The organism is Bradyrhizobium cajani (assembly GCF_009759665.1).
In the GTDB taxonomy this organism is placed as follows: Bacteria; Pseudomonadota; Alphaproteobacteria; order Rhizobiales; family Xanthobacteraceae; genus Bradyrhizobium; species Bradyrhizobium cajani.
The window spans coordinates 45971-69389 of record NZ_WQNE01000033.1; the positions used below are offsets into that span (position 1 = coordinate 45971).

Below are 23419 nucleotides of genomic sequence, written 5' to 3' on the forward strand. Positions count from 1 at the left end.
CTCCAGCACCGTGATCATCCGGCTGCCTTGCCGCCAGAATACCGACATCTTGGCTAACAGCCGGTAAATCGGTCAGCCTTGAGGGGGTGGGACGTTGGCGAGATACCACTCGCGCAGAGAGCCAAGCGCGGGATGCGCCAGCGAGCGCTGGAGATAGGTCCAGATCCGCGGCTGGTGGCGAAGGTAGTGCGGCTTGCCATCGCGGCGGTTGAGCCGCGCGAAGGTGCCGAGCAGGCGCGTGTTGCGCTGCGCCGACATGATGGCATAGAGCTCGGCGAAGCCGGCCGGATCGAAGCTGGCATCGCTGGCCCGGCGCGCCTTGATGTAGCGCGACAGCAGGGTCAGCTCGAGACTTTCGGGCACGTCGATGCGGGCGTCCTGGAGCAGCGACACGACGTCGTAGGATTGCGGTCCGAGCACGGTGTCCTGGAAATCGATCACGCCGATGCGCGCGGTGCCGGTGCGATCCCCGAGCCAGATCAGGTTGGGCGAGTGATAGTCGCGGATGATCCACGTCCGCGGCGACGCCAGCGGCTTCTTGAGTAGCTCGCGCCACATCGCGAAGAATTCCGCGCGCGTCGCCTCGCTCAGCGGCGCGTTGCGGTCGGGCAGATACCATTCCGGCATCAATCCGATCTCGATCAGGAGCGCGTCGCTATCGAAGACCGGAATGTCGTAGGTCTGCCCGTCCAGCGGCAGCGTCTCCGGCAGGGTCTTGCCGTGCAGCGCGGCCAGCACATCGGTCGCGGTCTCGTAGCGCTCTGCGATCGGGCGCGGCGGATCGCCCTCGATCACGCCTTCGCTGCCGAAATCTTCGGTGATCAGGAAACCATGGTCGAGATCGGAATGGTGAATCGCGGGCGCGGAGATGCCTTGCGCGCGCAGACCTTCGTCGAGGGCGACGAAGGGTTTGACATTCTCGGCGAGATGCACCGCTGCGCTGTAGGATTTTCCGTCGTACATCGCGGCGCCGTCGGGCCGCTGCGGAAAGTTCATGAGGATGACGATCTCGTCGTCGCGCATCAGCCGCGCATAGGAGCGCGTCGAGGCATCGCCCGCCATGCGCCTGCGCGTCGCATCGATATAACCGGCGGCGTCGAGGAATTCGCGCAGTGCCTTCAGCCGTGCGACCTGTGCTGCGCCCTTGCCGTAGCCGGTGATGTCGGCGGCGCGCGCATTCGAGCCCAGCGCGGGCCGATGCGTCAGCGCGACGTCGATGCGGTCTTGCGGCATCGCCGACGGCGCGCGCTCGGGCCATTCGATCAGGACGAGGTTTGCATCGGGGAGCGGCGACAGCCCGATCTCCTCGAGCTCGCTCTCGTCCTCGACGCGATAGAGATCGGCATGCATGACAGGGAAGGGCGGCAGCTCATAGCCCTGCACCAGCGTGAACGTCGGGCTCGGCACTTCCAGCATCTCGTCGTCGGCGAGATAACGGATCATGGCGCGGGCGGCCGCGGTCTTGCCGGCGCCGAGATCGCCGGTGAGCGTGATGACGTCGCCGGGGCCGACCAGCAACGCAAGGTCGGCCATCAGCTGCGCGGTGGCTGTCTCGTTGTGGAGCGCGACGGAGAATGTGATGGGTTCTGTCATTCGGCGGCGTCGCGATGCGCCGCCTGGTCGGTCGGGAAGTCGCAGATCACGACCGTGCCCCGGCCGACGATCGAATCCACCCGCACCTTGCCGCCATGCAGCTCGACAAAGGAGCGCACCAGCGACAGGCCGAGCCCGGCGCCGCGGTGACGCGACCCTTGCGAGCGGCTTTCGAACCAGTTGAACACCTTGTCCTTCATGTCGGCAGGTATTCCAGGTCCCGAATCTGTCACAGTGAAGACCACGCTGCGTTCGGTGCGTCGCGCGCTGATCCCGACGGTGGAATCCTGTGGAGAAAACCCGACGGCGTTGGCGAGGAGGTTATAAAGCACCTGCACCACGCGCTTCTCGTCGCCGATGAAGCTGCCGACGTCGGGCGCGATCTCGACCTTGAGGCGGATCCGGTCGGTCGCCAGCCGGTCCTGGATGCCCTCGGCGGCGAGCTCGATGGTCTTGCTGACATCGACCGGGCCGAGTTCCAGCTTCATGGCGCCGGCGTCGATGGTGGCGAGATCGAGGATGTTGTTGGTGAGCGCCAGCAGCGCGTTGGTCGATTTGGTGACGTAATCGAGATATTCGGCCTGTTTCGGCGTCAGCGGCCCGGTCGAGGGATCGCTGAGGAAATGCGCGAAGCCGATGATGGTGGTGAGCGGCGAGCGCAGCTCGTAGGAGACGTGGTGGACGAAATCCACCTTCATCTGGTCGGCGGCCTCCAGCGCCTCGTTGCGCTCGCGCAGCGCACGCTCGACATTCTCGGTGTCGGTGATGTCCTGGAACGTCAGCATGGTCGCGCCGTCATGCAGCGGGCGGATCATGCCGTCGAGCACGCTGCCGTCCTTGCGTTCCAGCTTCAGCGGAACGTCGGCGCGGTTCTCGATCGAGGTGATGGCCTCGCGGATCTGGCGCCAGACCACGGGGTCGTCGAACAGCTGATGGCACCAGCCTTCGACGGTCTGGATATGCGGCTCGTCGCGCATGGCATCACTCGACAGCTTCCACATCCGCACGAAGGCCGGGTTGAACAGCTGCGCCTTGCCGTTGCTGCCGAACACTGCGACGCCCTCGGCCAGGCTGTCCAGCGTCTCGCGCTGGACGCGGATCATGCCGTCGAAGCGACGGGCGAGCTCGAGGCTCTCGGTGACGTCGTCGAACAGATAGGTGACGCCGCCTTCCGGGTTCGGCGTGGTGACGACGGAGAGCGCGCGGCCGTCGGGCAGGTACCAGGTGTCCTTGGCGGTCTCGACCGCGCGGTAGGCCTCGTGCAGCTTGGCCTTCCAGGCGCGGAAGTCCGGCTGCTCCGGCAGCTTGCGTGCGGCGCGGAGCTGGTCGAGCACGCTGGAATCATCAGGATCGGCGTCGAGGAAGGTGCGGTCGAGGTCCCACAGCCGCCGGTAGGAATCATTGTAGAAGGCGAGGCGGCGGTGGCCGTCGAACACGGCAACGCCGGAGGAGAGCTGGTCGAGCGTGCGGCGATGCGCCTCGGCCATCCGCACCAGCGCCGAGCTGAGCGCATCCGCTTCGCTCGCATCGATGGCCACGCCGACGCTGCCGCTGCCGACATTGACGGCGCGCACGTCGTACATGCGCCGCTCGCCGCCGATCACGATCGGCAGCCGCGAGGTGAAGCCGGCGGCCTCCTTCAGGCCGCGATCCATCGCGGTGCGGTCGGCGCTGTCGAGCAGCTCCAGCCTGCGCTCCTGCGCGTCAGTGATGCTGGCCGCCTCGGTCGCGCGCACATAGGCCGGATTGGCATAGGTCAGCGCACCGTTCTCGCTCTTGGCCCAGATCGGCCAGGGTGCGGCGGCGGCGAAGCCACGCAGCATCTCGGTCTCGTCGGAGAGCGCCTTGTAGCGCAGATTGGTCTCGGCCAGATCGCGGCGGAGCCCCGAGAGTTCGCGGATCCTGACAATGGCCTGGCCGCCGATGGCGCGGCCGATGGCCTCCAGCGTGTGGCCATGCGCGGTGGTCAGCGTGAGCTGGAACCCGTCGCCGCGGTCGCGGAGCGCGTCGACGGCATGATCCATCTGGAGCGCGGGTTCCGGCGGCAGCCAGGTTCCGAACGCGATCACGCGCTGCGGCGAGGAATCGCGCGGCAGCACCATGGAGATGTCGCCGGAGATCTGTGCGCGATTGTCGCCGGCCGGCCAGGAGATCAGGATCTGCGGCTCGGCGAACAGCAACGCGCCAAAGCGGTCGGCCTGGAGTTGCAGTTCCCCGATTCGGGCGTGCAGCCGCGCTTCGTTGTTGGCCGTGCGCACGCGCGTGCGCATCAGCAGGATCGCGGCCACCACGGAAAAGCCGAGCAGGGCCAACGCGGTGGCCAGCACCGCGAGTTCCTGCCGGTTGAAATCCAGCATGATGGAGAGGGTGTCGACGAGATCGGCGGCCTCAGCCGGCGCAGCCGGCAGCAGCGCCGCGAGAGCGCCGCCCAACAAGCCGTTGCGCGCCAACGATGTGCACGACAGCAGCGTCCGACGCATCGACACGATCACGCCTGACATAGTTGCCCCAAGATCGCACGGATTTGCGCGCGGCGACCCCCGTCGCGCGCGAATCAAACGACAATACCCTCACCGCGACTCCGCCGGTAAGAGTCCAGATCGTGAACGCAAAGGCGGTCCCACAAAAATGCCGGGCAGAGAGTTCCACGGCACGTAATTCTTCGGGTGATTCGGCTGAAGTTTTCGTGTGTTAGCGCGCCATGCGCATCGTCTGCCATGATGACGGTGCGCTCGCTCCCCCGCTTGCGGGGGAGGGTTGGGGAGAGGGTGTCTCCGCAATGGGACAATCCCCTAGAGAAAGAACCCTCGCCCGCGCCTTCGGCGCGACCTCTCCCGCATGCGGGAGAGGTGTACCCAACATTCAGCTCAGTCAGCGGCCGGTCGAGCCGAAGCCGCCGGCGCCGCGATCGGTCGCGGACAATGTCACCACGGGAACCAGCGCGGCCTGCTCCACGGGCGCGATCACCATCTGCGCGATGCGCTCGCCGCGCTTGATCACGAAGGCGGCTTGGCCGTGATTGATCAGGATCACCTTGATCTCGCCGCGGTAATCCGCGTCGATCGTGCCGGGCGAGTTCAGCACGGTGACGCCGTGCTTGGCCGCAAGCCCCGAGCGAGGCCGCACCTGGGCCTCGTGGCCCGGCGGCAACGCGATCGCAAGACCCGTCGGCACCAGCATATATTGGCCGGGCGCGAGCGTCAGCGGCTCGTCCTCCGGAACCGCAGCCATCAGGTCGAGACCGGCGGCCTCCGCCGTTTGATAGGCCGGCAGCGGCAGGCCCTCGGCATGGGCAAGGCGTTGCAGTTCGACGGTGACCTTCGTGCTCAAGATGCCGGCTCCAGGGGTTTTTCGGTCGCACTTCTTGCGATATGCGCCACCAGCTCGATGGCGACTTGTTCCTTGGTCATCACCGGCCAGGAATCAACCGCGATCTCACCGTCCTTGCGGCTGATGAGATGCACGGTGTTGCGGTCGCCGCCCATCACGCCGGTTGCGGGCGAGACGTCGTTGGCGACGATCCAGTCGCAGCCCTTGCGCGCGAGTTTTGACTTGGCGTTGTCGATGAGGTGCTCGGTCTCGGCGGCGAAGCCGATCACCAGCGGCGGGCGCTTGTCGGTCAGCTTCGAGATCGTGGCGAGGATGTCGGGGTTTTCCACGAGCTGAAGCGGCGGCATGCCGGCCGAGGTCTTCTTCAGCTTCTGGTCGCCCTCATTGGCGACGCGCCAATCGGCGACCGCGGCGGCGAAGATCGCGATATCGGCGGGGAGCGCGGCCTGGACCTGCTCCAGCATCTGCCGCGCCGATTCGACATGCTTCACCGTGACCCCCTGGGGATCATCAAGATCGACCGGGCCGCTGACCAGAATCACTTCGGCGCCCGCGGCCTGCGCGGCCGCGGCAATGGCAAAGCCCTGCTTGCCGGAGGAGCGGTTGGCGATGTAGCGCACCGGATCGATCGGCTCGTGCGTGGGACCCGCGGTGATCAATACGCGCTTGCCGGCGAGCGGGCGCGGCACCGGCGGCCGCAGCAGCCGCTCGGCGGCGTTGGCGATCTCGATCGCTTCCGACATGCGGCCGATTCCGGCTTCGCCCGCCTCGGCCATCTCGCCGGAGTTCGGCCCGATCAGCGCCACGCCGTCGCGCTGGAGCTGCGCGAGATTGCGGCGCGTCGCCGCGTTGTTCCACATCAGCGGATTCATCGCCGGCGCCAGCAGCACCTTGCGATTGGTCGCGAGCAGGATGGCGCTGGCGAGATCGTCGGCATGGCCGTTGGCCATCTTGGCCATGAGGTCGGCGGTCGCAGGCGCCACCACGACCAGGTCGCAGTCGCGCGCGAGACGAATGTGGCCGGCGTCGAACTCGCTCTGGGGATCGAACAGGTCAGTGTAGACGCGCTCATGCGACAGCGCGCTCACGGCCAGTGGCGTGACGAACTGCTGCGCCGCCTTGGTCAGCACGCAGCGGACCTCGACGCGGCGCTCCTTCAGCCTGCGGATCAGATCGAGTGATTTATAGGCCGCGATCCCGCCGCCGATGATCAGGGTGACGCTGGCCTCGGGAGGCGCGCCGGTGCGCTGGGGCGTTGGGGCGGTGGATGCCGCAGGCGGCACCGCAAACGGCGTCAGCGGCTCCTCGCGGCCCTCGATCAGCTCCCGCAGGATGACCCGGACCTCCTCCTCGACCGATCTGCGATTCTTCGCCGACCGCAGTCGCAGATAGGTTTTGACGTTGTCGTCGAGCTTGCGGATGGTCAGGCTCGCCATGACGCCCTCCAGCACGGAATGATAGCGATGCTATCATCCGCGTGATTGCAGTGCAATCACAGATTCCGGACGGCGATCAGGATGCCGATGAAGGTCGCGGCGATGATCCAGAGCGCGACGGTGCGCCAGCGATTCTTGCGGCCCTCGCTGCGGCCCATCGCTGCGATGCTCTCCGGCGAGAGTTTCAGGCCCTCGCGGGTCATGGTCTCGAGCTGCTCGATCACCTTGACCGACCGCTCGGCGATCTCCGGCAGGCGCATCAGCACACGCGCGATGTCCCCGGTCCCCGCAAGTGCGCCCTGCACCCGGCCGATCGGTCCGAGATTGCGCTCGATCCATTCGCGCACCACGGGGTCGGCGATCTTCCAGATGTCGAGCTTGGGATCGAAGCCGCGCGCGACGCCCTCGACCACGACCATGGTCTTCTGGAGCAGGATCAGCTCGGGCCGCGTCGTCATGTCGAACAGGCCGGTGACCTCGAGCAGCAGCGTCAGCAGCCGCGCCATCGAGATCTCCTCGGCGGTGCGGTTGTGGATCGGCTCGCCGATGGCGCGGATGGCCTGCGCAAAATTCTCGACCGAATGGTGTGCGGGCACGTAGCCCGCCTCGAAATGCACCTCCGCCACGCGGCGATAGTCGCGGGTGATGAAGCCGAGCAGGATCTCGGCGAGGAAGCGCCGTTCCTTCATGCCCAATCGGCCCATGATGCCGAAATCGACCGCGACGAGACGGCCGGCCTCGTCGAGGAACAGGTTGCCCGGATGCATGTCGGCGTGGAAGAAGCCGTCGCGCAGCGCGTGCCGCAAAAAGCTCTGGATCACCTTGCGGCCGAGATCGGGCAAATCGACCTGCGCCTCTGCGAGGCGCTTGTGGTCGTTCAGCGCGATGCCGTCGATCCACTCCATCGTCAACACGTTGTGCGTGGTGCGATCCCAGTCGACGGTCGGCACGCGGAAGTCGGGATCGTCCTGCGTGTTCTCCGCCATCTCCGACAGCGCGGCGGCCTCCAGCCGCAGGTCCATCTCCATCGCGACCGAGCGCGACATGGTGTTGATGACCTCGATGAGGCGCAGGCGCCGCGCCTCGGCCGAATAGGCTTCGGCCTTGTGCGCGACGAAGAAGAAATCGGAGAGGTCGCGGCGGAAGCGCGCGGCGACGTGCGGCCGGAGCACCTTGATCGCGACCGGCCTGCGGATGCTGTCGCGCAACACCTCACCGCGATGCACCTGTGCGATCGAGGCGGCAGCCACCGGCGGGCCGAAGCTCGCGAACACGTCCTTCAGCGGCCGCTCCAGCGAGTTTGCGATCGCAGCTTCCGCTTCGGCCTGCGGGAACGGCGGCAGCCGGTCCTGGAGACTTTCGAGGTCGCGCGCCATGATGACACCGACGACGTCGGGGCGCGTCGCCAGGAATTGCCCGAGCTTGAGATAGGCCGGGCCCATCCGCGTCAGTGCGCGCGATATCCGCGGTCCATGCTTGACGCCGCGACGCTCGACGAGTCGCGCCAGCTTGAGCGCGAGCTGTCCCGGCGGCGGCACCAGGCTTGGATCGACCGAGCCGAACACGCCCTCGCGCGCAAAGACGAACGCGGCGCGGATCAGGCGCACAATGTGGGTGAACGCAGAGATCACAAACGCCAGCCCGAATGCAGTGCGACGATGCCGCCGGAGAGGGTCTGCCAGCTCACGCGGGAAAAGCCGGCTTCGCGGATCATGTCGGCGAAGACGCCGGGTTTTGGAAACTTGCGGATCGATTCGACGAGATATCGGTAGGACTCGGCGTCACCCGTGACCATGCGGCCGAGCGGCGGAATCACATTGAACGAGAACAGGTCGTAGAGGCGATCGAGCCCGGGCACTTCGACGGTGGAGAATTCCAGGCACAGGAATCGGCTGCCGGGCCGCAGCACGCGATAGGCTTCGCGCAGCGCAAGGTCGATCTGCGGCACGTTGCGAATGCCGAAAGCGATCGTATATGCGTCGAAGCTGCGATCGGCGAAGGCCAGCGCTTCGGCGTTGCCTTCGACGAAATCGACCTGGGTCTCGAGATGCCGCTTGGCGGCGCGCTCGCGGCCCACGGCCAGCATGTTGGCGTTGATGTCGCAGACGGTGGCATGGAAGCCCGGGCCTGCCGCCTTGGCGGCGCGGAACGAGATGTCGCCGGTGCCGCCGGCGACGTCGAGCAGCGCGAACGGCCGGTCGCTCCTCGGCGGGTCGAGCGCGTTGATCATGATGTCCTTCCAGACCCGGTGCAGGCCACCGGACATCAGGTCGTTCATCAAGTCATAGCGCGACGCCACGCTGTGAAACACATCGTTCACCAGCGTCTGCTTGTCCCCCAGGGGAACGTCCCTGAAGCCAAAATGCGTGGTTTCGCCCGGCCGATCCATTACTCTACTCCACGAGGCGGACCATAGCGCGCCCGCCGCAATGGCGCTATCACACCGCCCTCATAAGGTGAATGCCTGACCATGCCTGAATTGCCCGAAGTCGAGACCGTCCGCCGCGGCCTTCAGCCCGTCATGGAGGGCGCGAAAATCCTCACCGCGGAGGCCCGCCGGCCGGATCTGCGTTTTCCCTTCCAGCCGGACTTCGTGGCCCGGCTGAAGGGGCAGATCGTCACGGGGCTCGGCCGCCGGGCAAAATATCTCATGGCCGATCTCGCCTCCGGCGACGTGCTCTTGATGCATCTGGGTATGTCAGGCTCGTTTCGCGTCATCAAGCCGGACAACCATGCCGTTCCCGGCGAGTTTCATTACCCGCGGGCCAAGGACTCCGCGCACGATCACGTGCTGTTTCGGATGTCCTCGGGCGCCGATATCGTCTTCAACGATCCGCGCCGTTTCGGTTACATGAAGGTGATTGCGCGGAGTGCGCTTGAGGAAGAGCCGTTGCTGCGCGGGCTCGGTCCCGAGCCGCTCGGCAACGAATTCGATGCCGCGATGCTGGCGCGGTCCTGCGCCGGCAAGACCACAAGCCTGAAGGCCGCGCTGCTCGACCAGCGCGTGGTGGCGGGGCTGGGCAACATCTATGTCTGCGAAGCCCTCCACCGCTCGCACCTGTCGCCGCGCCGGATCGCCGCGACGCTGTCGACGAAGAAGGGTGAGGCAACGGATCAAGCCAGGCGGCTGGTCAGTGCGATCCACACCGTGCTGAACGACGCCATCAAGGCCGGCGGCTCCAGCTTGCGCGACCATCGCCAGACGACGGGCGAGCTCGGCTATTTCCAGCATTCGTTCAGGGTGTACGACCGCGAAGGCGAGAAATGCACGACGCCGGGCTGCGGCGGCACGATCAAGCGGTTTACGCAGAACGGCCGGTCGACCTTCTGGTGCCCGAAATGTCAGAAGTAGGGATCAGGCTCGCAGCGAGGAAGCCGTGAGCCTCGGCGAAGCCAACCACGAGCGTCATTGCGAGCGCAGCGAAGCAATCCAGAATCTTTCCGCGGAGGCAGCCTGGATTGGTTCGTCGCAAGGGCTCCTCGCAATGACGGCGTGGATGGAGCCTTCCGAAAAACGCGAAGCGAAGCAATCCGGCCGGGCTGGTGGCCGGATTGCATCGTCGCTTGGGCTCTTCGACCGGATGGCGAAGGGCCCGTCTGGCGCCCGAGCGATCGCCCCGCTCAGGGCGCCAGTGTCGTGGTCTCGTCTGCCGAAAGCTCGCTGGTCGCGTGCAGCATGCCGTCCGCAGCCGACACCAACTGGTCGATCGGAAGATGGGGCGTGGCGGAGAGCTCGAGACGCGTCTCGATCCACCGCCAGAGGCCACGGATCTCGTCCGCCGACTTGCCGTTCGGCGCGAATTCGCTGACCGCGAGGCCGCTCGCAAGCGAGTCCTGATGGTCGTTGCGCATCGCGATCAGCGGGCGCGCCAGCACCTCGGCGAGATCGAGTGCGGCTTCCTCGGCGAGCGTGTCGGCAGCATTGTCGATGCGCTGGCCACGGATCGGCGTCTGGTTCAGCACGAAGCCAAAGGGCCGCTTCCAGGCGCGCGCGACGCTGAGCGTCGAAGCGGTCGCCTCGATGTCGGCGACGCTCGGGCGGGCCGGGATCAGGCAGAGATCGGAATGGCGGATCGCGGCGGTGGTGGCGGCGCTGAGACCGGCCGCAGTATCGACGATTGCGAGCTGGAGGCCGCTATCGGCCAGCATCTTCAGGCGCGGCGCGATGTCGGCGGCATGGTAGATCGGCTCGACGACGAGATCCTCGCTGGTGCGGCGACGCTGCCAGCTCGACAGGGTGCCCTGCGGGTCGGTCTCGATCAGGCGAACAGTGAAGCCGGCCTGCCTGGCCGCCAGCGCGAGGCCGATGGCGAGCGTGCTCTTGCCGCTGCCACCCTTTTGGGTGGCCAGTACGATCGTGTGCATTGAAAGATCATTCCTTTGGAGTTGCCTGGGTCAGGAATACGCCACGCGAACGTGCATCGCTTCGCGATGCTGAGCGCTTCTCGCTCAGGACGTGCCGGCCCGATCCAAAGGGGATCGCGGAGGTCCGAATCAACGGTAACGATGATGGCGGAATAGGGATTTCCAGCTAATCCGTACGATTACCGGAACCGTAGTCGTACGTGGGGCGTGCTCGCCACTACCCCAAGGTGCAGGGATTAGGGATCCTTGCCCTGGCTCACTTGCGCACGCAGATCACGCGCACGACGGCGCCTCTTGCATCGGTCGACGTGCCGTTCGCCGTGACATCGTTCGCCTTCAGGAAATCGCGCACAGTCTCCGCGGAAACCATCACCGCTTGCGACGCCGGCACCGATGTCGCAGGTCCAGCGACCATCGCCGGCTTCAACAGCGCGACGCCGGCAAACCTGCCGTCGCCATCGATGGCCGGGCTGCCGGAAAATCCGACCCCCGGCGGCGGAGACAGCGCGAAATCGCTGCTCGTGACCGGCGCCAGCGCGCCTTTGACGCTCGACACGCCGGCCGCGCCGCCCTGGCTCTGCGGATCGGCGATGCCGACGACATCGACGCTCGCACTTGGCCCGCTGCCGGCGAGGCTGAGCGGCTTCAGGCCGCGCGCCCCACAGATGTGCAGGAGCGCAAGATCGTGCTCCTTGTCCTCGGCGAGACGGTCCGCGCTGCCGTAGCCGCCGATCGTGATCGCAAGACAGCCGTCGGTGACGAGGCGGTCGGTGACAATGGCGCCGTCGTCGCTGACGACGATGCCGGTGGCGTATTCGACGGTCTTGCGCGGCGGTGGTCCAGCCATGGGGCTCGAAGGGAACGCATTGAACGCGCTCGACATTGCGATCACGACCGGCTCGACCGTGTTCTCGGTCGCTTGATCGTAGAGGATCGTCATGATCCGCACTTCATCGCCCTTGAAGGTGCCGCGCACGTAGAACTTCTTCAGGCCCTGCAATCCCGACAGCACGAAGAAGTCCGGCTTCACCACGGTGTAGTCGACCTTGCGCCCGGCCGGCTCCTTCTTCTCCGCTTCGGCGAGCTTTGCCGTGGTCGGGTTCGCCTCCTTGCGGCGGCTGAGCAGCACCTGCACCGTTCCGGTCGGCGAGGTCCATTTCGAGCCGTTGGCGTCGCTCACCTGCTGCGGTACCAGCTTGCCGGGAATGCCGAGCCGCGCACCACTGGTCGGCTCCATCACGATCTTCCAGCCGACGCTCTCCTGCTTCCGCCGCGCCGTCTCCGCGAGCGCGGCGCGCTCCTGCGGATTGAGCACGCCGGTCGGCTTGCCGCCCTTGGCCTTCTGGTACTCCTTCACGGCGTTGACCATGCGCTCGCTGATGTCGCCGGTGATAGCGCCGTTATATTGGCCGACCCAGGCGAGGTCGGACTGGAGCGACAGCCGCTCGGCCTGCGCCATCGCATCTGCCGTTTCCGACGCCGTCTGCAACGCGGGCGGGCGGACCGGAACGGTCTGGACCGGCTTCGGCCTGGTGCCGGGGATCTGCGGCGCCGTCATCTGGGCGTTCGCGCCTGTGGCAGCCGCAAACATCAAGGTTGCCGCAAGCATCGATCTCATGACAAATCCAGCCAGCCCATTGAACGCGATGCCATTGAAGCACATCTCGTTGGTCGCGAACAATGTTGGGGTGGTTCAGGCGTTGACCCTCATCCTGAGGAGCCGCGTAAGCGGCGTCTCGAAGGATGCAGGCCGAGCCGCCGCAGCGGGGGCCTTCATGGTTCGAGACGGCGCTTTGCGCCTCCTCACCATGAGGGTTGAGAGGAACGAAGGACGATGCTGAGCCCGGACGAACTCGAACGCTATGCCCGCCACATCGTGCTGCGCGACGTCGGCGGTCCCGGCCAGGCTGCGCTGAAGCGGGCCTCCGTGCTGGTGATCGGCGCCGGCGGGCTCGGCGCGCCCGCGCTGATGTATCTGGCCGCCGCCGGCGTCGGCACGCTCGGCGTGGTCGACGACGACGTGGTGTCGCTGTCCAACCTTCAGCGCCAGGTGATCCATACGACGCCGGATATCGGCCGGCACAAGGTCGAGAGCGCAGCGGAACGGATCGCCGCGCTCAACCCGCATGTCCGCTTCGTCGGCCACGCCACCTGGCTCAACGCCGACAACGCGCTCAGCCTGATCGGCGACTACGATCTCGTGCTCGACGGCTCCGACAATTTCTCGACGCGTTATCTGGCTTCGGACGCCTGCTTCTTTGCGAAGAGGCCGCTGATCACCGCGGCGCTCGGCACCTTCGACGGCTCGCTCACCACCATCCGCGCGCATGAGACGAACGAGCAGGGCGAATTCAATCCGACCTATCGCTGCCTGTTTCCGGAGGCGCCGCCGCCCGGCACTGTGCCGGCCTGCGCCGAGGCCGGCGTCATGGGTGCGCTCGCCGGCGTGCTCGGCTCGATGATGGCGCTGGAGGCGATCCGCGAGATCGTCGGTTTCGGCGACGGCCTGGTCGGCCGCCTCCTGATGATCGATGCGCGGGCGATGCGCTTCGAAACGCTGCGCTACGCCCGCGATCCCGCCAATCCGCTCAACGGCGACGGGCCCGTGATCACCGATCTCAGCGCCCATCGCACCTGATCGCAGCCGTTACGTCGTCGCCGGCTTCTCGCTGTCGAGATGCGCCATCTGCTCGGCTGCGTAACGCGTGCCGGAGGCAACGTCCGGTGGAAACGCCTTTGCCAGCGCGGCAAGATGCGCCGGCGTCAGCGTGACCCTGGCCGCGCCGAGTGCTTCGGTGAGACGGGTGCGGGTGCGGGCGCCGACCAGCGGCACGATCGCCTTACCCTGCGCGGCCACCCAGGCGATCGCGACCTGCGCCGGCGTTGCGCCAACCTCGTCCGCAATCGCACGCAGTCTGTCCACCAGGGCGAGATTGGCGTCGAGATTTGCGCCCTGGAAACGCGGCGTCATCAGCCGGTAGTCCTTGCCGGCCTTGCCGGAATCCTTTGACCAATGGCCGCTGATCAGACCGCGCGCCAGCACGCCGTAAGCGGTGATGGCGATGCCGAGCTCGCGGCAGGTCTTGAGGATGTCGCGTTCGATGCCGCGCTCGATCAGCGAATACTCGATCTGGAGATCGGCGATCGGATGCACGGCGTGCGCGCGGCGGATGGTATCGGAGCCGACCTCGGACAGGCCGATATGCCTGATATAGCCGGCCTTCACCATGTCGGCGAGGCCGCCGATGGTCTCCTCGATGGGAACGTTGGGATCGAGCCGTGCCGGGCGATAGACGTCGATGTAATCGGTGTCGAGCCGCTGGAGCGAATAGGCCAGGAAATTCCTGATCGCCGCCGGCCGGCAATCCATGCCGGCGAATTCGCCGGCCGGACCGCGCAGCGCGCCGAATTTGACGCTGAGCTGTACCTTGTCGCGTGACATATCCTTCAGCGCGTCGCGGACCAGCATCTCGTTGTGGCCCATGGCGTAGAAATCGCCGGTGTCGAGCAGCGTGATGCCGGCATCGAGCGCGGCATGGACGGTGGCGATGGCCTCGCCGCGATCGGCGGGACCGTAGGCGTCGGACATGGCCATGCAGCCAAGACCGAGGGCGGAGACGGTGGGACCGGTTGAACCGAGTTTGCGCTGTTCCATGATGGCTCTCCTCGAAGGGCGGCAGGCTGATTGCGCCGCGTGACGCGGCTGGATATGCGCCCGCTCGATTGCGCCGATAAGCTGGACAATCCAGAATGGCTTGTTCACATTGTCGAACAATGGCCGAGCCCGACCTGCGTGATCTCGATGTCTTCATGGCGGTCGCCCGCACCCGCAATTTCCGGCGTGCGGCGGTCGAAATTCGCGTGTCGGTGTCGAGCCTTAGCCAGCGGCTGCGGGATCTGGAGGAGCGCCTCGGGGTCCGCCTGATGAACCGCACCACCCGCAGCGTCGCCCTGACCGAGGCGGGCGAGCTGCTGCTGTCGCGGGTGGCGCCGGCGCTGCGCGACGTCGGCGATGCCCTGGATCAGGTCCGGGGCCTGCGCGAGGTCGCCTCGGGGCGCCTGCGCATCAACGCGCCGCCGCCGGCGGTCGACCTCGTGCTGGCGCCGATGGTCGGGCCGTTTCTTGGCCTCCATCCGCAGGTCGATCTCGACATCGTCTCGGAGAGCGGGTTCGTCGACATCGTCAGCGCCGGTTTCGATGCCGGCGTGCGTTACGGTGAGCATCTCGCGCAGGACATGGTGGCGATCCCTCTGAGCGGTCCGCAACGCTATGTCGTCGTCGCCTCGCCTGCTTACCTCGCGCGCCGCGGCAAGCCGAAGCATCCGAAGGACCTGCTCGACCACGATTGCATCCGCGCGCGCTATTCGAGCGGCGTCATGCATGATCTGGAGTTCGAAAAGGCCGGCCAGCTCGTGAAGGTGGATCCGCCCGCCAAGCTGATCTCGACCAATATGAACCTTGCGATGCGTGCCGCGCTCGACGGTGCCGGCGTCTGGGCCACGATCGATGGCTATGTCGGCGAAGCCCTGAAGTCCGGCGCGCTGGTCAGCCTGATGGAGGATTGGTGCGAGCCGTTCCCCGGACCGTTCCTGTATTATCCGAGCCGCCGCCAGGTGCCGCCGGCGCTGCGCGCCTTCATCGATTTCGTCGCGGTCTGGCGCAAGCGCGAGACGCGCTGAAGCTGGACCTCATGGTGAGGAGCGCGCACTTGCGCGCGTCTCCGGACGATGCTTCGTATCGCCGGGCGAACCATGCAGGCCCGGCTCTCGCCCGTGGCCATCCTTCGAGACGCCGCTGCGCGGCTCCTCAGGATGAGGGCTGAGAGCTTGTCGCGCAGTTGGGCTGCGGAATCAGAGCATGCTCGGCAGCACGCGATCCGGCGGCTTGTGGGCGTCGAGGAAGGTGCGGATGTTGATGATCACCTTCTCGCCCATCTCGACGCGGCCTTCGATCGTGGCCGAGCCCATGTGCGGCAGCAGCGTCACCTTGCCGGCCTTGGCGAGCCGCACCAGTTTTGGATTCACTGCGGGCTCGTGCTCGTAGACGTCGAGGCCGGCGCCGCCGATCTCGCCGCCTTCGATCAGCTTGATCAGCGTGTCCTCGTCGGTGACCTCGCCGCGCGCGGTGTTGACGATGTAGGCGTCTTTCCGGATCAGCTTCAGTCGCCGCGCCGAGAGCAGATGATAGGTCGCCGGCGTGTGCGGACAATTCACCGAGATGATGTCCATCCGCGCCAGCATCTGGTCGAGGCTTTCCCAATAGGTCGCGCCAAGTTCTTCGGCGATCTTCGGGGCGACGGGACGGCGGTTGTGATAGTGGATCTGCAAGCCGAAGGCGCGGGCGCGGCGCGCCACCGCCTGGCCGATCCGGCCCATGCCGATGATGCCGAGGCGTTTGCCGCCGATGCGGTGGCCGAGCATCCAGGTCGGCGACCAGCCCGGCCAGGATTTTCCTTCCGTCAGGATCGAGGCGCCTTCGATCATCCGGCGCGGCACAGCCAGGATCAGCGCCATGGTCATGTCGGCGGTGTCCTCGGTCAGAACCTTCGGCGTGTTGGTGACGGTGATGCCGCGGGCATGCGCGGCCTCGACATCGATATTGTCGACGCCGTTGCCGAAATTGGCGATCAGGCGCAGCTTGCAGTCGGGCTGGTTGACGACCTCGGCGGTGATGTGATCGGTCACCGTCGGAACCAGCACGTCGGCGGTCCGCGCGGCTTCGGCGATCTGCTCGGGCGTCATCGGCGTGTCGTCGAGATTGATCCGCGCGTCGAACAGCTCGCGCATCCGCGTCTCGATCGAATCCGGCAGCTTGCGCGTCACCACGACGAGGGGCTTTTTCTTCACCGACATGTCCTGCTCTCATGAGGCGTCGCAAGCCGCCTCTGTCGCCAAAGGCCGGTCGTTCAGGCCTCATTAACCCGGTTGTTCGACACTGCCCTTGCCGTGTCGTCCCCGGCGTTTCCTTCAAGCTCTCCCGACATTTCCGGCTGGAAAATCGGGGCAAACTGGTTGTTCAAGCGTCCGTCCTCTCTAGCAGAAGGCCGGGCCAAGACAAGAACCACGGGTCAGGGCTTGGCGGAACACCCGCGTGGGGCGGGGTCAGGGGCTTGTGCGGCGGGTTTTGGAATTTGGGGTGAGGACCTGATACGGCCGGGTCTTCGACAGGAGACGGGTTTGATGGCGTTGGGGCGTTTTTGTGCGGTGATGGCGCTCGTCTGCGGTTGGCTGAGCGCCTCGGTCGGCCCCTCGCATTCGGCGAAGGACAACACGCCGCAGTCCGCCAGCGGCCTTCCGGTGCCGCGCTATGTCAGCCTCAAATCGGATCACGTCAACGTCCGCGCCGGCCCGACCAAGGACAATGACGTCGCCTGGGTCTATACCCGCGCCGGCCTGCCGGTCGAAATCACCGCCGAGTTCGAGAACTGGCGCCGGGTCCGCGATTCCGAAGGTGCCGAAGGCTGGGTCTATCACTCGCTGCTGTCGGGCCGCCGCACCGCGGTCGTCACCATGAAGCACAAGGACGACCTCGCGCCGATCTACGACCGGGCCGATCCTGACAGCGCGGTTGCGGCCAGGCTCCAGGCCGGCGTCGTCACGCAGGTGAAGAAGTGCACCGCAAACTGGTGCCACGTCGCCGGCAACGGCTTTGACGGCTGGATCCAGCAGGAGCGCCTCTGGGGCGTCTATTCGGACGAACAGGTGAACTGACGCCGCAGGCGTCATCCCGGGGCGATGCGTAGCATCGAGCCCGGGATCTCGAGATTCCGGGTTCGGTGCTGCGCACCCCCCCCCGGAATGACTGCGCAAAACGACAATGGCCGGGACATAGGCGGAGCGCAAGCGACGCCGTCCTTCGGACGGCTATGCCCGGCCATGACGATCTCAGTTCGATTTCAGTAGATCTCAGCGCTTCTTGCGCAGGCGCACGACCATGTCGATGCGCGAGATTTCGTAGCCCTCGGGCACCTCGGGCATCTTGGACAGCGCCAGATGCGGATCCTCGATATCGACCAGCTCATGGCTGTTCTCGAGGTAGTAGTGGTGGTGGGTGGTGACGTTGGTGTCGAAATAGGTCTTGGTGCCGTCGACGCTGACCTGGCGGAGCAGCCCGGCGTCGGTGAGCTGGTTCAGCGTGTTGTAGACGGTTGCCAGCGAGACCGGAACCTTGGCCAGCGTCGCTTCCTCGTACAGCATTTCAGCCGTAAGGTGGCGCGCCCCCTTGCCGAACAGCAGCCAGCCCAGCGCCATGCGCTGGCGCGTCGGACGCAGCCCAGCGGACTGGAGCATTTCGTTGACGTCGTGCCACGGGCAGCCGGTCAGAGCCGGCTGGCGGCCGGACAGGAGGGCCGCGGAATGGGCCTCGTCGTCGTGATGGGGCGCGGTATTCTCGCTCATTTCCAGATTTTCAGGCACGCGTGAACAATATCTCTCTGCAATATAAGAACAGAAAGATGCAGATGCAAGTTTCTCGCAACTAGAGAGGTTCTAATCGGGTCTGGAACTGGGCGAGGACCCCGTCATTTTACCTTCATGAGAGCGCTTTGCCACCGAAATGGCCTGTGTTAGAGAGCGCGCGGTTCCGCTAAGCCGATTTTGGCGCGGCCAGGCACGAGAGGCCCGGTCCGCAGTCCATCCGGGGCTTGCGGGAGCCGCGCCCGACGATGGCAATTGGCGTTGCTCTCCGACCGAGACGGGGCCCATTTTCGCCAAAGAACGCCGCTCAATCGGGATTTGAACAGAGGCACGTGCATGCTGAACAGGCGCAACGGTTACGAATACGAAGATTTGCTGGCATGTGCCCGCGGTGAGATGTTCGGTCCGGGCAATGCCCAACTGCCGCTGCCGCCGATGCTCATGTTCGACCGCATCACTGAAATTACCGACAATGGCGGCGAGTTCGGCAAGGGACTGGTGCGCGCCGAACTCGACGTGAAGCCCGATCTCTGGTTCTTCGGCTGCCACTTCAAGAACGATCCCGTGATGCCCGGCTGCCTCGGTCTCGACGCGCTGTGGCAGATGGTCGGATTCTACCTGGGCTGGGTCGGTGGCGAGGGCCGCGGCCGCGCGCTTGGCCTCAGCGAATTGAAGTTCGGCGGCCAGGTTCTGCCCGAGGCCCGCAAGGTTGTGTACAACGTCGACATGAAGCGCGTGATGCGTTCAAAGCTCGTGCTCGGTATCGCCGACGGGTGGCTTTCGGTCGATGACCAGATTATCTATCGCGCCAAGGACCTAAAGGTCGGCCTGTTCAAGCAGGGCACGAGCCTGGGCTAACGCGCATCACCAAGAAGACAACGATTGAGGCGAGGCTGTCATGAGGCGGGTTGTGGTCACCGGGATGGGCATTGTCTCGTCCATCGGAAACAACACCCAGGAAGTGCTTGCGAGCCTTCACGAGGCGAAGTCGGGCATTTCGCGGGCTGAGAAATATGCCGAGCTCGGCTTCCGTTCGCAGGTGCAAGGTGAGCCGACGCTCGATCCTGCGACGGTGGTCGACCGCCGCGCGATGCGTTTCCTCGGTCAGGGCGCCGCGTGGAATCACGTCGCGATGGAGCAGGCGATCCAAGATTCCGGTCTATCGCCCGAAGAAGTCTCCAACATCCGCACCGGCATCATCATGGGATCCGGTGGCCCCTCGGCGCGCACCATCGTCGAATCCGCCGACATCACCCGCACCAAGGGACCGAAGCGCGTCGGCCCGTTCGCGGTGCCGAAGGCGATGTCCTCCACGGCCTCCGCGACGCTTGCGACCTGGTTCAAGATCAAGGGCGTGAACTATTCGATCTCGTCGGCCTGCGCGACGTCGAACCACTGTGTCGGCAACGCCTATGAGACGATCCAGATCGGCAAGCAGGACGTCATCTTCGCCGGCGGCTGCGAGGAGCTGGACTGGTCGCTGTCGGTGCTGTTCGACGCCATGGGCGCGATGTCCTCGAAATACAACGACACGCCCGCCACGGCCTCGCGTCCCTACGACGTCAATCGCGACGGCTTCGTCATCGCCGGCGGCGCCGGCGTGCTGGTGCTGGAAGAGCTCGAGCATGCCAAGGCGCGCGGCGCGCGCATCTATGGCGAGATCGTCGGCTATGGCGCGACATCGGACGGCCACGACATGGTCGCGCCCTCGGGCGAGGGCGCCGAGCGCTGCATGCGCATGGCGATGTCGACGGTGAAGACCAAGGTCGACTACATCAATCCGCACGCCACCTCGACGCCGGCCGGCGATCCGCCGGAGATCGAGGCGATCCGCAGGGTGTTCGGCGTCGGCGAGAAGTGCCCGCCGATCTCGGCGACCAAGGCGCTGACCGGCCACTCGCTGGGCGCCACCGGCGTGCAGGAGGCGATCTATTCGCTGCTGATGATGAACAACGGCTTCGTCTGCGAGAGCGCGCACATCCAGGAGCTCGATCCGGTGTTCGCCGACATGCCGATCGTCCGCAAGCGCATCGACAACGTCAAGATCGGCACCGTACTGTCGAACTCCTTCGGCTTCGGCGGCACCAACGCCACGCTGGTGTTCAGCCGGCTGGATGTGTGACGTCTGACTTTGTCATGCCCCGCGAAGGCGGGGCATCCAGTACGCCGCGGCTTCTCTATTTATCACGACGGTCTCTGGAATACTGGATCGCCCGCCCCAGTGCGAAGCGCGCACAACGCGGGCGATGACGTCGAAAATAGGAGCGACGGCTGCAATGGAAGGTCTGATGAAAGGCAAGCGCGGTCTGATCATGGGCATCGCCAATGATCATTCGATCGCCTGGGGCATGGCGAAGACGCTGCATGCCCATGGCGCCGAGCTCGCCTTCACCTTCCAGGGCGAAGCCCTCGGCAAACGCGTCAAGCCGCTGGCCGAGCAGCTCGGCGTCGATCTGGTGCTGCCGTGCGACGTCGAGGACATCGCCAGCGTCGATGCGACTTTCGCCGTGCTTCGTGAAAAATGGGGCAAGCTCGACTTCGTGATCCACGCCATCGGCTTTGCCGACAAGAACGAGCTGAAGGGACGCTACGCCGACACCAGCCGCGAGAACTTTTCGCGCACCATGGTGATCTCCTGCTTCTCGTTCACGGAGGTCGCAAAACGCGCCGCCGAGCTGATGACCGATGGCGGCAGCATGATCACGCTGACCTTCGGCGCCTCGGAGCGCGCGATGCCGAACTACAACGTGATGGGCGTCGCCAAGGCGGCGCTGGAAGCCTCGGTGCGCTACCTCGCCTCCGATTTCGGACCGCGCGGCATCCGCGTCAACGCGATCTCCGCCGGGCCCATCCGCACGCTCGCCGGCTCCGGCATCGGCGAGGCGCGCGCAATGTTCGCCTACATGCAGAAGCATGCGCCCCTTCGCCGCGGCGTCACGCTCGACGAACTCGGTGGCTCGGCGCTGTATCTGTTGTCGGATCTCTCCGGCGGCGTGACCGGCGAGATCCACTATGTCGATTCCGGCTACAACATCGTCCTGATGCCAAGGCCGGACGATTTGAAAACGCCGGACTAAAGCATGATCCGGAAAAGTGCGCAGCGGTTTTCCGAAAAGATCATGCTCAAACAACAGCCTAAAGCGCGATGACGATTCATCCTAATCTCATCGCGCTTTAGCCCGCTGCGATCTTCTCGGCGCGCTGGAATGCCGGGCGCGCCAGGCAGCGCGTGAGATAGGCATCGAAGGCTGGTCGCGATGGCACCATCTTGAACAGGCGCACCGCGTAGTTCAGGCCCGAGCCGATGGTGATGTCGGCGGCGGAAAACTCCTCGCCCAAAATCCACGGCCCCTTGGCGAGCGCAGCTTCCAGCACGTCGAAGACCTGCGTCGCGCTGCCCCAGGCCGCCGTCGAGGTCGGGATCTCGATCTTGGTGAAGATCTGGATGATGGCGGGCTCGATGCAACTCGGCGAGAAGAACAGCCATTGCAGATAGCGCGCGCGGCGTGGATCGGTCACAGCGGGTGCGAGCCTAGTCTCGGGATAGCGATCGGCAATGTACGCGCAGATCGCGGCGGCTTCGCCGAGCGCGGCGCCGCCGTCGCTGAGCGCCGGCACCTTGCCCATCGGGTTGATCTTCAAATAGTCCGGCGCCTTCTGCGCGCCCGTTGAAATGTCGGTCAGCACGCGCTCGTAGGGCAGACCGCTTTCCTCCATCAGCCAGAGCGTCGAGAACGAGCGCGAGCGGGGCGACCAATAAAGCTTGATCATGGCGCGTTTCCTTTGTTCTTCCACCGATAGTATTTCATCACGAACCCGTTCGACGGCTCGATCTCTTCCTTCTCGAACTCGAAACCTTCGCGCTCGTACCACCGCCAGGCCTTTTCGTTCTCGCGCACGCAGCGCAGGTACATCGCATCAGGCAGTTGCGTGCGGGTGAAGGCGAGCAATTGCCGGCCGAGCGACCGGCCCTGATAGGCAGGGGCGACGAAAAGCATGTCGAGATAGAGTTTCGGCACGTGCAGCGCCAGCATTGCGGCGATCGTGCCGTTGTCGTCGGCGACGAACAGGCTCCAGCCGTGCTCGATCTCGCGTCGCACGCGTGCGCGCAGATTTGCCAGCATGAAGTCGCTGGCCTCTGCGAGCCCGGTCGAGACCCAGCTCTCCATCCAGACGCGGGCGATCTCGTCATATTCGTCGGCGCGGGCCGGGCGGATGACGGGATAGGGCATTGGGCCTCAGGTTCACTGATTGCGCGCGGATGGCCGCGCGCGCTCCTTGCCGGCCGACAGGCAGACCACCTCGGAAATTTGCAGCAACTGCCGCGCCAGCGGGCTGGTCTTGCGCCAGACCATGCCGATGGTGCGCGAGGGCTCCGGATCGCGGAAGCGCGCCACCGAGACCGAGGCCGATCGCGTCTCCACCGGCACGGCCATCTCCGGGATCAGCGTGACGCCGATGCCGGCGCTGACCATCTGGACCAGCGTCGAGAGCGAGTTCGCGTCCAGCATCTCGCGCGGCGGCGCCGACTGCATGTTGCAGAAGGACAGCGCCTGATCGCGGAAGCAGTGGCCCTCCTCCAGCAGCAACAGCCGCATCTCGCGCATCATCTCGCGCGACGGCACCGGCGTTCCCTCATCCGCGCCCGGTCGCACCAGCAGAAATTTCTCGTCGAACAGCGCCACTTCGGTGAGCGACGGCTCGGATACCGGCAGCGCCACGATGGCGGTGTCGAGCCGGCCCTCGACGAGCTCCTGGATCAACCGCGGCGTCATCGTCTCGCGCACGCGGATGTCGAGCTCCGGATGCATGCGAGTGAGATTCTTGGTGATCTTGGGCAGCAGATAAGGCGCGATGGTCGGGATCATGCCGATCCTCAGGCGGCCGGCAAAGCGGTCCTGCGACGCCCGGGCGAAATCGCCGAGCTCATCGATCGAGCGCAAAATGTCGTGGACACGTTGCGCCAGCTCCTCGCCGAACCGGGTCAGCGCGACCTGCCGTGCGCTGCGCTCCAGCAGCAGGCCGCCGAGCGCTTCCTCCAACTCCTTGATCTGCATCGACAAGGCCGGTTGCGAGATCGAGCAGGCCTCCGCCGCGCGGCCAAAATGACCGTGGCGCGCCAATGCATCGAAATACCGGAGCTGGCGCAGCGTCAGGTTTATCATCAGAAAATCCTATCGCAGCGATCATTAAAGTCAACTTCCCCTGATGGGACGTGACGCTTAGAGTGGTTCTACCTGGTCAAAGGGCGCCGTCGGACGCCACCAGAGGAGGTAATC

The 23419-nt window shown here is 65.7% G+C and carries 21 protein-coding genes; 7 read left to right on the forward strand and 14 right to left on the reverse strand.

Going from position 1 to position 23419, the window contains the following annotated elements; genetic code table 11:
- Positions 1-72: 72 nt before the first annotated feature.
- The 6 genes from tsaE to ubiE form a co-directional block, all read right to left on the reverse strand.
- The gene (gene tsaE / locus GPL20_RS30515) at positions 73-1593 is read right to left on the reverse strand and encodes a tRNA (adenosine(37)-N6)-threonylcarbamoyltransferase complex ATPase subunit type 1 TsaE (protein WP_157334707.1); all 1521 of its coding nucleotides are present in this window, start codon (positions 1591-1593) and stop codon (positions 73-75) included.
- A complete protein-coding gene (locus GPL20_RS30520; protein ID WP_157334709.1) occupies positions 1590-4094 on the reverse strand; it encodes a sensor histidine kinase in 2505 nt (834 codons plus the stop codon). Before GPL20_RS30520 ends, tsaE begins: the two co-directional genes overlap by 4 nt.
- Positions 4095-4464: 370 nt before the next feature.
- The gene (dut, locus tag GPL20_RS30525; RefSeq protein WP_157334711.1) at positions 4465-4923 is read right to left on the reverse strand and encodes a dUTP diphosphatase; all 459 of its coding nucleotides are present in this window, start codon (positions 4921-4923) and stop codon (positions 4465-4467) included.
- A complete protein-coding gene (coaBC, locus tag GPL20_RS30530; RefSeq protein ID WP_157334713.1) occupies positions 4920-6359 on the reverse strand; it encodes a bifunctional phosphopantothenoylcysteine decarboxylase/phosphopantothenate--cysteine ligase CoaBC in 1440 nt (479 codons plus the stop codon). The genes dut and coaBC overlap by 4 nt, the downstream gene beginning before the upstream one ends.
- A 56-nt stretch (positions 6360-6415) precedes the next feature.
- Entirely contained in the window at positions 6416-7990 is a 1575-nt protein-coding gene (ubiB, locus tag GPL20_RS30535; protein WP_254126119.1) for a 2-polyprenylphenol 6-hydroxylase, read from the reverse strand.
- Positions 7987-8748 carry a bifunctional demethylmenaquinone methyltransferase/2-methoxy-6-polyprenyl-1,4-benzoquinol methylase UbiE gene (ubiE, locus tag GPL20_RS30540; protein WP_157334715.1) on the reverse strand — a complete coding sequence of 254 codons (762 nt, stop codon included), beginning with the start codon at positions 8746-8748 and terminating at the stop codon, positions 7987-7989. Before ubiE ends, ubiB begins: the two co-directional genes overlap by 4 nt.
- A gap of 81 nt (positions 8749-8829) precedes the next feature.
- On the opposite strand from ubiE, the gene mutM reads away from it, so the two are divergent.
- The gene (mutM, locus tag GPL20_RS30545; RefSeq protein ID WP_157334717.1) at positions 8830-9711 is read left to right on the forward strand and encodes a bifunctional DNA-formamidopyrimidine glycosylase/DNA-(apurinic or apyrimidinic site) lyase; all 882 of its coding nucleotides are present in this window, start codon (positions 8830-8832) and stop codon (positions 9709-9711) included.
- A 269-nt stretch (positions 9712-9980) separates the two neighbouring features.
- Here mutM and GPL20_RS30555 read toward each other — a convergent pair whose 3' ends face one another.
- Positions 9981-10724, reverse strand: coding sequence for a ParA family protein (locus tag GPL20_RS30555; RefSeq protein WP_157334721.1), 744 nt, complete (start codon positions 10722-10724; stop codon positions 9981-9983).
- Positions 10725-10980: 256 nt separating this feature from the next.
- On the reverse strand, positions 10981-12342 hold the full coding sequence (locus GPL20_RS30560) for a serine protease (protein ID WP_167533293.1): 1362 nt from the start codon (positions 12340-12342) through the stop codon (positions 10981-10983).
- Positions 12343-12558: 216 nt separating this feature from the next.
- On the opposite strand from GPL20_RS30560, the gene GPL20_RS30565 reads away from it, so the two are divergent.
- The gene (locus GPL20_RS30565) at positions 12559-13362 is read left to right on the forward strand and encodes a HesA/MoeB/ThiF family protein (RefSeq protein ID WP_157334722.1); all 804 of its coding nucleotides are present in this window, start codon (positions 12559-12561) and stop codon (positions 13360-13362) included.
- Positions 13363-13371: 9 nt separating this feature from the next.
- Here GPL20_RS30565 and GPL20_RS30570 read toward each other — a convergent pair whose 3' ends face one another.
- On the reverse strand, positions 13372-14379 hold the full coding sequence (locus GPL20_RS30570) for an aldo/keto reductase (protein ID WP_157334725.1): 1008 nt from the start codon (positions 14377-14379) through the stop codon (positions 13372-13374).
- 119 nt (positions 14380-14498) lie between these two features.
- Here GPL20_RS30570 and GPL20_RS30575 point away from each other — a divergent pair, with 119 nt between their 5' ends.
- A complete protein-coding gene (locus GPL20_RS30575) occupies positions 14499-15404 on the forward strand; it encodes a LysR family transcriptional regulator (protein ID WP_157334727.1) in 906 nt (301 codons plus the stop codon).
- Positions 15405-15575: 171 nt separating this feature from the next.
- On the opposite strand, the gene GPL20_RS30580 is transcribed toward GPL20_RS30575, so the two are convergent.
- A complete protein-coding gene (locus tag GPL20_RS30580; RefSeq protein ID WP_157334729.1) occupies positions 15576-16577 on the reverse strand; it encodes a 2-hydroxyacid dehydrogenase in 1002 nt (333 codons plus the stop codon).
- Between the two features lie 327 nt (positions 16578-16904).
- Here GPL20_RS30580 and GPL20_RS30585 point away from each other — a divergent pair, with 327 nt between their 5' ends.
- On the forward strand, positions 16905-17435 hold the full coding sequence (locus GPL20_RS30585; protein WP_157334731.1) for an SH3 domain-containing protein: 531 nt from the start codon (positions 16905-16907) through the stop codon (positions 17433-17435).
- 195 nt (positions 17436-17630) lie between these two features.
- On the opposite strand, the gene irrA is transcribed toward GPL20_RS30585, so the two are convergent.
- Positions 17631-18122 carry an iron response transcriptional regulator IrrA gene (gene irrA / locus GPL20_RS30590; protein WP_157334734.1) on the reverse strand — a complete coding sequence of 164 codons (492 nt, stop codon included), beginning with the start codon at positions 18120-18122 and terminating at the stop codon, positions 17631-17633.
- Positions 18123-18476: 354 nt separating this feature from the next.
- On the opposite strand from irrA, the gene fabA reads away from it, so the two are divergent.
- From fabA to fabI, 3 genes are all read left to right on the forward strand, one after another.
- Positions 18477-18998, forward strand: coding sequence for a bifunctional 3-hydroxydecanoyl-ACP dehydratase/trans-2-decenoyl-ACP isomerase (gene fabA / locus GPL20_RS30595; RefSeq protein ID WP_157334736.1), 522 nt, complete (start codon positions 18477-18479; stop codon positions 18996-18998).
- Positions 18999-19038: 40 nt separating this feature from the next.
- Positions 19039-20262: a beta-ketoacyl-ACP synthase I gene (fabB, locus tag GPL20_RS30600; protein WP_157334738.1), complete on the forward strand. Its 1224-nt coding sequence runs from the start codon at positions 19039-19041 to the stop codon at positions 20260-20262.
- 154 nt (positions 20263-20416) lie between these two features.
- Entirely contained in the window at positions 20417-21217 is an 801-nt protein-coding gene (gene fabI / locus GPL20_RS30605; RefSeq protein WP_157334740.1) for an enoyl-ACP reductase FabI, read from the forward strand.
- Between the two features lie 97 nt (positions 21218-21314).
- Here the strand turns inward: fabI and GPL20_RS30610 are convergent, their stop codons facing one another.
- The 3 genes from GPL20_RS30610 to GPL20_RS30620 are packed head-to-tail and all read right to left on the reverse strand — an operon-like array spanning position 21315 to position 23305.
- The gene (locus tag GPL20_RS30610; protein ID WP_157334742.1) at positions 21315-21911 is read right to left on the reverse strand and encodes a glutathione S-transferase family protein; all 597 of its coding nucleotides are present in this window, start codon (positions 21909-21911) and stop codon (positions 21315-21317) included.
- Positions 21908-22372: a GNAT family N-acetyltransferase gene (locus GPL20_RS30615; protein WP_157334744.1), complete on the reverse strand. Its 465-nt coding sequence runs from the start codon at positions 22370-22372 to the stop codon at positions 21908-21910. The genes GPL20_RS30610 and GPL20_RS30615 overlap by 4 nt, the downstream gene beginning before the upstream one ends.
- 12 nt (positions 22373-22384) lie before the next feature.
- Positions 22385-23305 carry a hydrogen peroxide-inducible genes activator gene (locus GPL20_RS30620; RefSeq protein ID WP_157334746.1) on the reverse strand — a complete coding sequence of 307 codons (921 nt, stop codon included), beginning with the start codon at positions 23303-23305 and terminating at the stop codon, positions 22385-22387.
- Positions 23306-23419 lie beyond the last annotated feature (114 nt).